Origin of the sequence: Nocardiopsis lucentensis DSM 44048 (assembly GCF_000341125.1) — a bacterium.
Taxonomy (GTDB): Bacteria; Actinomycetota; Actinomycetes; order Streptosporangiales; family Streptosporangiaceae; genus Nocardiopsis; species Nocardiopsis lucentensis.
On record NZ_ANBC01000792.1, the window covers coordinates 1 to 7,317 of the forward strand.

At 72.7% G+C, this 7,317-nt stretch carries 7 protein-coding genes; 1 reads left to right on the forward strand and 6 read right to left on the reverse strand.

Annotated features, from left to right (window positions below):
* Window positions 1–75: 75 nt before the first annotated feature.
* Complete coding sequence (locus tag D471_RS0127680) at window positions 76–1,419, reverse strand: sensor histidine kinase (RefSeq protein WP_017601628.1); 1,344 nt, start codon at window positions 1,417–1,419, stop codon at window positions 76–78.
* A 39-nt stretch (window positions 1,420–1,458) separates the two neighbouring features.
* The gene (locus tag D471_RS0127685) at window positions 1,459–3,447 is read right to left on the reverse strand and encodes a serine hydrolase domain-containing protein (RefSeq protein ID WP_017601629.1); all 1,989 of its coding nucleotides are present in this window, start codon (window positions 3,445–3,447) and stop codon (window positions 1,459–1,461) included.
* 429 nt (window positions 3,448–3,876) lie between these two features.
* Here D471_RS0127685 and D471_RS0127690 point away from each other — a divergent pair, with 429 nt between their 5' ends.
* Entirely contained in the window at window positions 3,877–4,659 is a 783-nt protein-coding gene (locus D471_RS0127690) for an SGNH/GDSL hydrolase family protein (RefSeq protein ID WP_017601630.1), read from the forward strand.
* Between the two features lie 66 nt (window positions 4,660–4,725).
* Here the strand turns inward: D471_RS0127690 and D471_RS0127695 are convergent, their stop codons facing one another.
* The 4 genes from D471_RS0127695 to D471_RS0127710 all read right to left on the reverse strand — a co-directional run bounded on the left by D471_RS0127695 (window position 4,726) and on the right by D471_RS0127710 (window position 7,253).
* Window positions 4,726–5,190, reverse strand: coding sequence for a helix-turn-helix transcriptional regulator (locus D471_RS0127695; protein ID WP_017601631.1), 465 nt, complete (start codon window positions 5,188–5,190; stop codon window positions 4,726–4,728).
* A gap of 46 nt (window positions 5,191–5,236) precedes the next feature.
* A complete protein-coding gene (locus D471_RS0127700) occupies window positions 5,237–5,647 on the reverse strand; it encodes a VOC family protein (protein WP_026128136.1) in 411 nt (136 codons plus the stop codon).
* A gap of 104 nt (window positions 5,648–5,751) precedes the next feature.
* Window positions 5,752–6,309 carry a dihydrofolate reductase family protein gene (locus tag D471_RS0127705; protein ID WP_017601633.1) on the reverse strand — a complete coding sequence of 186 codons (558 nt, stop codon included), beginning with the start codon at window positions 6,307–6,309 and terminating at the stop codon, window positions 5,752–5,754.
* Window positions 6,306–7,253, reverse strand: a complete 948-nt coding sequence (locus D471_RS0127710) for a helix-turn-helix domain-containing protein (protein WP_017601634.1) — start codon at window positions 7,251–7,253, stop codon at window positions 6,306–6,308. The genes D471_RS0127705 and D471_RS0127710 overlap by 4 nt, the downstream gene beginning before the upstream one ends.
* Between the last annotated feature and the right edge of the window lie 64 nt (window positions 7,254–7,317).

Here is a 7,317-nt window from a genome sequence, read left to right on the forward strand (position 1 = left end):
TATCGTCGGCCAGGTCGAGGATGACCCGAAAACCCGTCCGGACGATGGACTGGTCGTCCACCAACAGCACCCTGATCACCGTTCGCCCCTCCGCTCCACCGGTATCTCCCAACGCACCCGCCAACCACCGGGCCCGGTCGGCCCGACCTCCAGCGCCGCGCCCACGACCTGAGCACGTTCCCGCATGCCGAGGACTCCCAGACCGCGGTGCTCCCGGGCCGTCGCCCGCGCGCCGCCGGCACCGTTCTCGATGTCCAGGACCACGCGCCCGGACTCGTGGCGGACCAGGAGGCGGACCCGCGCTCCGGCCGCGTGGTCGCGGGCGTTGGACAGCGACTCCTGGACCACCCGGTAGGCGGTGACGTCGGCGATCGGCGGCAGGTCGTGAGCCTCCCCCTCGCGGACGAGGTCGATGTCGGCGCCCAGATCGCGTTCGGCCGCCACGAGCCGGTCCAGGGCGGCCAGCCCCGGCACCGGCGCTCCCCGGGCGCCCGGTTCGCCTCGGTGGTGCAGGCCCCCGCTCTCCTCGTCGGGGTCGCGCAGCGCCCCCACGACCAGTCGCAGACTCGCCAGGGTCTCCTTCCCCTGGGCGCGCACCCACGCCATCGCCTTCCGGGCGGCCTCGTCGTCGCGGCCGACCAGCCGTTCGGCGGCGCCCGCCTGCACGACCATGCCGGACAGGTGGTGGGCGGCGATGTCGTGCAGCTCGCGGGCCATTCCGGCGCGCTCAGCACGGATCGCCGCCTCCAGGCGCTCCCGTTGGGCGCGGGCCTCCTCGTCGGCGCGGATCCGCAGCAGGTCGACGTAGCGGCGCCGCGTCCCCACGTAGGCGCCGACGAGCGCCGGGATCACGAACACCGGGAGGCCCGCGAGCAGCAACCCCAGCGACGCCGTCAGGGGGCTCTCCGAGATCAGCGGGAGCGTGATCTCGGGCGCCAGCCGCCCTATGACCAGGCTTCCGGCCGCCCAGTGCAGGAGGGTCGCGGCGACGACGACCGCCGCGAGCCGTCCGGGCCTGAGCCGGGTCCCGCAGGTGTAGGCGGCGACGAACAGCGCCGGCCCCTGGAGCCCGACCTCGGCCGGAAGCAGTGCCACCATGGTGACCTGGAACACCGTCGCGCCCAGGAGACAGGCGACGGGGTGACGGCGGCGTGCGCACACCGTCAGGGACTGGGCGACGAGCACGGCGGCGAGGGAGATCCAGGTGCCGGTCGGCACCACGACACCCTCCAGGTACTCCAGTGACGCGAGCAGGAACCCGACCAACCCGATCGAGACCGCGGTCAGCGCCACCGCCAGCGCCACGTCGCGGCGCCTCTCCCCGCGCAGCCCCACCCGGTCGAGCGTGTCGTCGACCAGGGCTGCCGCGGCGAACGGAGAACCCGGCACCCATCGCACCGGCCCGTCGTCGTTCGTCACCGCTTCCCCCTCCGTTCCGTCCTGAGCATGATGCCGGGGTCAGTACGACACGTCGACCGCGACCAGCCCGTACGCGAGCGCGAACCACTGCACGCAGAGCAGCGCCGCCAGGACCAGCGAGGCTCCCGTCCAGCGCTTCCACCCGGCGCGGCGGCGCACCTCGTCGAACAGCGCCCACGCCGCGGGGAGGACGGCGAGGATCCCCAACAGCTGCAGGCCTTGAAGCCCGCGCAGGGCCGCCTCGGGGACATCCCGCAGTCCCAGGAGCATGACGACCACCACGGCCCATCCGACGAGGGCCGTCAGCGCGGCGGCCACGCCGACACGGGTGAGCACCCGGGCCGCGCGTCCGGTCCCGTCCCGGTCGGGGCGGGGCTTCCGTCGGCGCGCCAGCGCCCCGATCGGCCAGGAGAGCACCGCGACGAACAGGACCGCGACGGACGACAGCAGGACCGGCAGCACCAGGGACGCGTCCTCGGAGGGCTCGGCCCGCAGGAGGGTGAACGCCGGGTCGAACACGATCGCCGCCATCCGGCCCTCGGACTCCCGCATCGTGAGCGTGCGCTGCCCTCCGACCTCACGCCACACCCACGGCTCGACCTCCTCGTAGACCGCGGGGGTCAGGGTTCCCGGCCCCGGGCTCACCAGGATCGTTCCGTCCTCCCGGGCCTGGATCCGGGTCTGGGTGAGGAGGTCGAACACCGACATGAAGGTGCTGTGCATCGTTCTGGACGCCGTGTAGACGCCCTCGGCCATCGCCGCGTGCTCCGCGGCCGTGTCCGTTCCCTCCGGGACCCGCCCCTCGCCCGGCAGGTAGCGGTCGGCGAACCCGTCGACGACCGCCTCCCGCAGGCGCAGGCTGTCGGCGCCCTCGTGGCCCCCGCCGTTGAGCGCCACGAAGATCCCGGTGCCGTGGTCGGGCTGGATCCGCACGTGGGCGTGGAAGTAGAGGGTGTCGCCGCCGTGGCCGAGCGCGCGGCGACCCTCACGGCCCTCCTCGAAGAACCCCAGTGTCATGCGCGGACCCTCGGCGAGCGTGCCCAGCGTGTCGGCGTCCAGCGCGGGGGAGTGCATGAGGGCGAGCGTCTCGGGGGTGAGCGGGGCCGTGCCCGGGTCGGCCTCACCAAGGTGGGCGAGCATGAAGCGGGCCATGTCCGGGGCCGAGGTGGTCAGCGCGCCCGCCGGGGCGTCGTCGACGACCTCGAAGCGCCCGGCCGGCCCGGTGCCGTCCGTGTACCCGTTCGCCAGGCGCTCGCGCAGGTCCTCGGGGAGCGGCTGGGAGAAGGTGGAGGAGTCCATACCGAGCGGCTCCAGCACCTCCCGATCCACGTACTCGTCGAAGGGGACCCCGCTGACGCGTTCGACGACGTAACCCGCGAGCGCGTTGCCGTAGTTGGAGTAGGCGGGGACGGTGCCGGGCGGATACACCTGGGCGGGCGGGTCCTCCGCCAGGTAGCGCCGGAGGTCGGGGGCGCCCTCGAAACGGATCATCCCCCTGATGCGCTCCTCGAAGCCGGGGGTGTGCGACAGCAGGTGCCGCAGGGTGACGGGGCCGTCGAACTCGGTGGGAACGGTGAAGTCGAGGTACTCGTCGACGTCGGTGTCCAGGTCCAGGGTCCCGTCCTCGACCAACGTCATCACGGCGGTCGCGGTGAGGAGCTTGGACACCGATCCGACGCGGAACAACGTGTCCTCGGGGTCGACCGGTACGGGTTCGCCACCGTCGGCGCCGGTGTCGGCGTACCCGTAGCCGCGGGCGGTGAGGAGTTCACCGTCGTGGACGACCGAGACGACCGCGCCGGGAATGCCGGTGTCGTCGAGCGCGGCGGGGAGCAGACCGTCGAGCCAGGCGTCGACGTCCTGCGCGGTGAGGTCGGCGGCGGCGGGCACGGGGGTCGCGGGAGCGGGGAGGCCGCCGGTCGCTGGGGCGGAGCAACCTGCGGCGATCACGGCGAGGACGCCCGTCGAGGCCGCCAGGGCGGCGACGGGACGTCGGCGGCGGCGCGGGGGTGGGGCGGTGGGGGTCACGGTCCCTCTCCTTCCGGTGGGGTGACCCCAGCGTCGCGAACCGGACCGGCACGGCACATCGGGCACGGATCGGCATTCCGGTTACGACCTTCGAAGGAGGCGGCTCCCCCGCTCGGCGGACATGTCACCTTGTCGACTCATCGCCGGAGCGATGTCTCGGCAGTCCGACTCACTCGACCGCTCACGCGTCTCACCCGTGCCCCGACGGGCGGCGTGACGGAGACGAGGGGCAGCTCGACCCGAAGCCGGACCACGGCCGAGCTTCGCTGTACTGACTGGTAAGTAACTTCTATCCCGCCAGCCATGGTGACGAGGAGCACACAGGCCTATCTTCTCTGCAGTGATGGCCCCCATCACACCCACCCCCACCATCCCCCCACCCCTTCACACCCCCACGCACGCCCGCCGTGCGGTGAAAGGCCCCCGCTGATGATCCGTCGCTCCTGTTACGTGCTGCTGTGCACCCTCCTGCTGCTCGTCTTCGCCCCCCTCGCCGCGAACGCCGCGCCGAACGTCCACTACGTCGCCCTCGGGGACTCCTACTCGTCGGGTACGGGCGCGGGATCCTACGACCTCTCGTACTCCTGCCAGCGGTCCTCCCGGGCCTACCCCGCGCTCTGGGCCGAGCGGAACGCCGTCCAGTCCTTCAGCTTCGACGCCTGCAGCGGCGCGACGTCCGCGAGCGTGCGCAGCGACCAGCTCGGCTCCCTGTCCGCCGAGACCACCCTGGTCAGCGTCACCAGCGGGGGCAACGACGCCGGATTCGTCGACGTCGTCCTGGCCTGCAGGACCGGAACGGACCAGGACTGCTTCTCCGCCCTGGACGACGCCGAGCTCTACATCGCCGAGACCCTGCCCGGTGAGCTGGACCTGCTCTACGCCGACATCCGCGAGGGAGCCCCGTCGGCCCACGTCGTCGTGCTGGGCTACCCCCGCCTGTACGAGACGACGCCCTGCTTCGGCGCCATCAGCGTCGAGCGGCGTGAACGCGTCAACGCCACCGCCGACACCCTCAACGCGGCGATCCACGACAGGGCGAGCGCCCACGGGTTCGCCTTCGCCGACGTGAGCCCCTCCTTCGAGGGCAGGCGTATCTGCGCCTCCTCGCCCTGGATCCACGGTCCCACCTGGCCGATCTCGAGCTCCTATCACCCGAACGGCAGCGGCCACGACTCCGGCTACCTCCCCGTTCTGGCCGGAGCCGTCGGCTAGGCACGCCGGAAGAGACGTGTCCACCGCGCCCTCCGTCCCCGGCGGGCGGGGTGGACACGCCGACCGTCACACCGGTTGCGGCTCCGCGCCGCGAACGCCCCGCGCCCTGACCGGCCTGGTCACCCGTTTGGCCACGCACGGCGGCATCCCCGACGCGGTCTCCGGCGCGCGGCGCTGGTAGACGCTGGGAGGTACACCGACCAACTCGGTGAAGCGGGTGCTGAAGGTGCCCAGCGACGAGCAGCCGACCGCGAAGCAGACCTCGGTGACGCTGAGGTCGCCGCGCCGCAGCAGAGCCGTCGCGCGCTCGACGCGCCGGGTCATGAGGTACGCGTACGGCGACTCACCGTAGGCCAGCTTGAACTGGCGGCTGAGGTGACCGGCGGACATGTACGCGCCGCGGGCGAGCGCCTCGACGTTCAGCGGCCGCGCGTACTCCCGGTCGATCCGGTCGCGGACACGGCGCAGCCGGGCGAGGTCGCCCAGTCGCCGCTCCTCGGCGCGTGCGCGCCCCCACGAGGGGTGGCACATGGAGAGCTCCTTTCCGTCGATGTCCGTGAGCCCGTGACCAGTCGGGTCAGCGCACCTCCTGGATGCGGATCATGTTGCCCGCCGGGTCGCGGAAGGCGCAGTCGCGGACGCCGTACGGCTGGTCGGTCGGCTCCTGGACGACCTCGGCGTCGAGGGCCTGCACCTTGTCGAAGGTGCCGTCGAGGTCCGGGGTGGCCAGCAGGATCCAGCCGTAGGTGCCCTTGGCCATCATCTCGGCGATGGTGCGGCGCTCGTCCTCGGTCATCCCGGGGTCGGCGTCCGGCGGCGCCAGGAGGATGGACGTGCCGGGCTGGCCGACGGGGCCGACCGTGATCCAGCGCATCTTCCCCTGGCCGACGTCGGTGCGGACCTCGAAGCCGAGGACGTCGCGGTAGAAGGCCAGGGACGCGTCCGGGTCGTCGTGCGGAAGGACGGTGGTGTGAATGGTGATGTCCATGACGATCAGACTAGGGAGCACACCCCGACCGGCGCTTCTCGATTCCTGACCGGCCCGGCCGCCAGCCCCGCGGCACGCCCGCCGGCGGTCGCCGCGTCCCGGCCTCAGTCGCGGACGACCTCGTACCGCAGGCAGGCGAAGGGCCCCTTGAGCCCGGCCTCCAGCGCGCGCAGCCGCACCCGCCCGTCCAACAGGGGAGCGCCCCCGCCCAGGCTGACCGGGGCGACGGACACGACGACCTCGTCGAGCAGGCCCATCCGGGCCAGGTCCGCGGCCAGACGGCCGCCCCCGACCACCCACACGTCGCGCCCGTCGGCGGCCTCGACCATCTCCCCGTGCAGATCCCGCAGCTCACGGTCGGTGTCGGCGCTGGCGAAACGCAGGTCCCCCTCGACCCGGGGAAGGTCGCGGTGGGTGAGGATCCAGGTGGGGGCCCGGTAGGGCCAGGGCTCGCCGCCCGTGTGCTCCCGGACCCACTCGTAGGTGGTCGCGCCCAGCACGATCGCGCCCGCGTTCTTGATGAAGTCCTCGACCTCGCTGAGGGCCTCGCCGCCCTCCGATCCCGGTTCGCCCCCCTCCACCGAGAACAGCCACTCCAGGGAGTTGTCCTGGTCGGCGATGAACCCGTCGAGGCTGGTCGCGGTGTTGTACACGGTCTTCACGGTGTGTCCCCTCGTCCTTCGTTGCGGTCGTGCAGCCATTCCAGGGGGTCGCCGTGGCCGACCTCGATCCCGGCCGAGCGCAGCATGTGCCGGACGGCCTGTCTGCGGTGCGCCGAGTACGTCAGGACGTGCGCCACGACCCCGCCGAGCATGAAGCTCTCCGGCGGATCGCACAGGGCGTCGATGAGCCGGTCGCCCCAGGCGTCCCGGCGGCCCATGTCGTCCACGGCCGCGATCCAGCGCGCGCCCGCCTCCTCGTGGCGGGACCGCAGCGACTCGGGGTCGTCGGCGCCCCGTTCGGGGAAGTCGGAACCCTCGATCGAGGCCAGCCAGACCTCCTTGGTCCACACCAGGTGCTCCAGGGTGGCGGCGACGGACTCCTCCGGCCCGTCCCAGGACAGAACGGTGCGACCGGGGTGCCACGCCCTCCGGTAGTCCTCCTCCGGCAGATCCGCGGCCAGGCGGAGGAGGAACGCCGTGTCGTCCACGTCGTGGTGGATCTGCAGCGCGGTCAGGTCCATGGCGGGACGGCTCCTCGGGTTCCCCTCCACCCACAGGTGGAGCGGCGGGTGGAAGTGGACGCCGTTCGGAGAGGGCAGCCACCGTCCGCTCCCCGCGGTGGTGGCGCTGGGCGGGTGGCCGAAGGCCCGGGTGAAGGCGCGGGTGAACCCCTCGACCGACGCGTATCCGGCGGAGAAGGCCGCGTCGGTGACGCTGGTGCCCTGGCCGATCTGCCAGGCGGCCCGCTCCAACAGGACCCGTCGGCGCAGCGCGACCGGTGACTCCCCGGTGTCGCGGGAGAACCTCCGGCTGAAGTGGAACGGTGAGGAGTGGGCGCGGCCCGCCATATCCGACAGGCGCGCGTTGTCCTCGTCCAGGACGGCGTCGAGGAGTTCACGCAGACGGTCGCGCCCGGACGGCGGTTCGTCGGTGGGAACGCTCATGCGACCAGTATGTTCGCGCGGCGGCCGTCACCGCTTGACCGATCTTGCCCTGTGGCGGGGGCCC

What these genes read in the sequence shown, in the direction of transcription:
- D471_RS0127695 (WP_017601631.1), bottom strand. Translation starts at nt 5,190, where the DNA reads ATGTGCCACCCCTCGTGGGGGCGCGCACGCGCCGAGGAGCGGCGACTG.
- D471_RS0127700 (WP_026128136.1), bottom strand. Translation starts at nt 5,647, where the DNA reads ATGGACATCACCATTCACACCACCGTCCTTCCGCACGACGACCCGGAC.
- D471_RS0127690 (WP_017601630.1), top strand. Translation starts at nt 3,877, where the DNA reads ATGATCCGTCGCTCCTGTTACGTGCTGCTGTGCACCCTCCTGCTGCTC.
- D471_RS0127710 (WP_017601634.1), bottom strand. Translation starts at nt 7,253, where the DNA reads ATGAGCGTTCCCACCGACGAACCGCCGTCCGGGCGCGACCGTCTGCGT.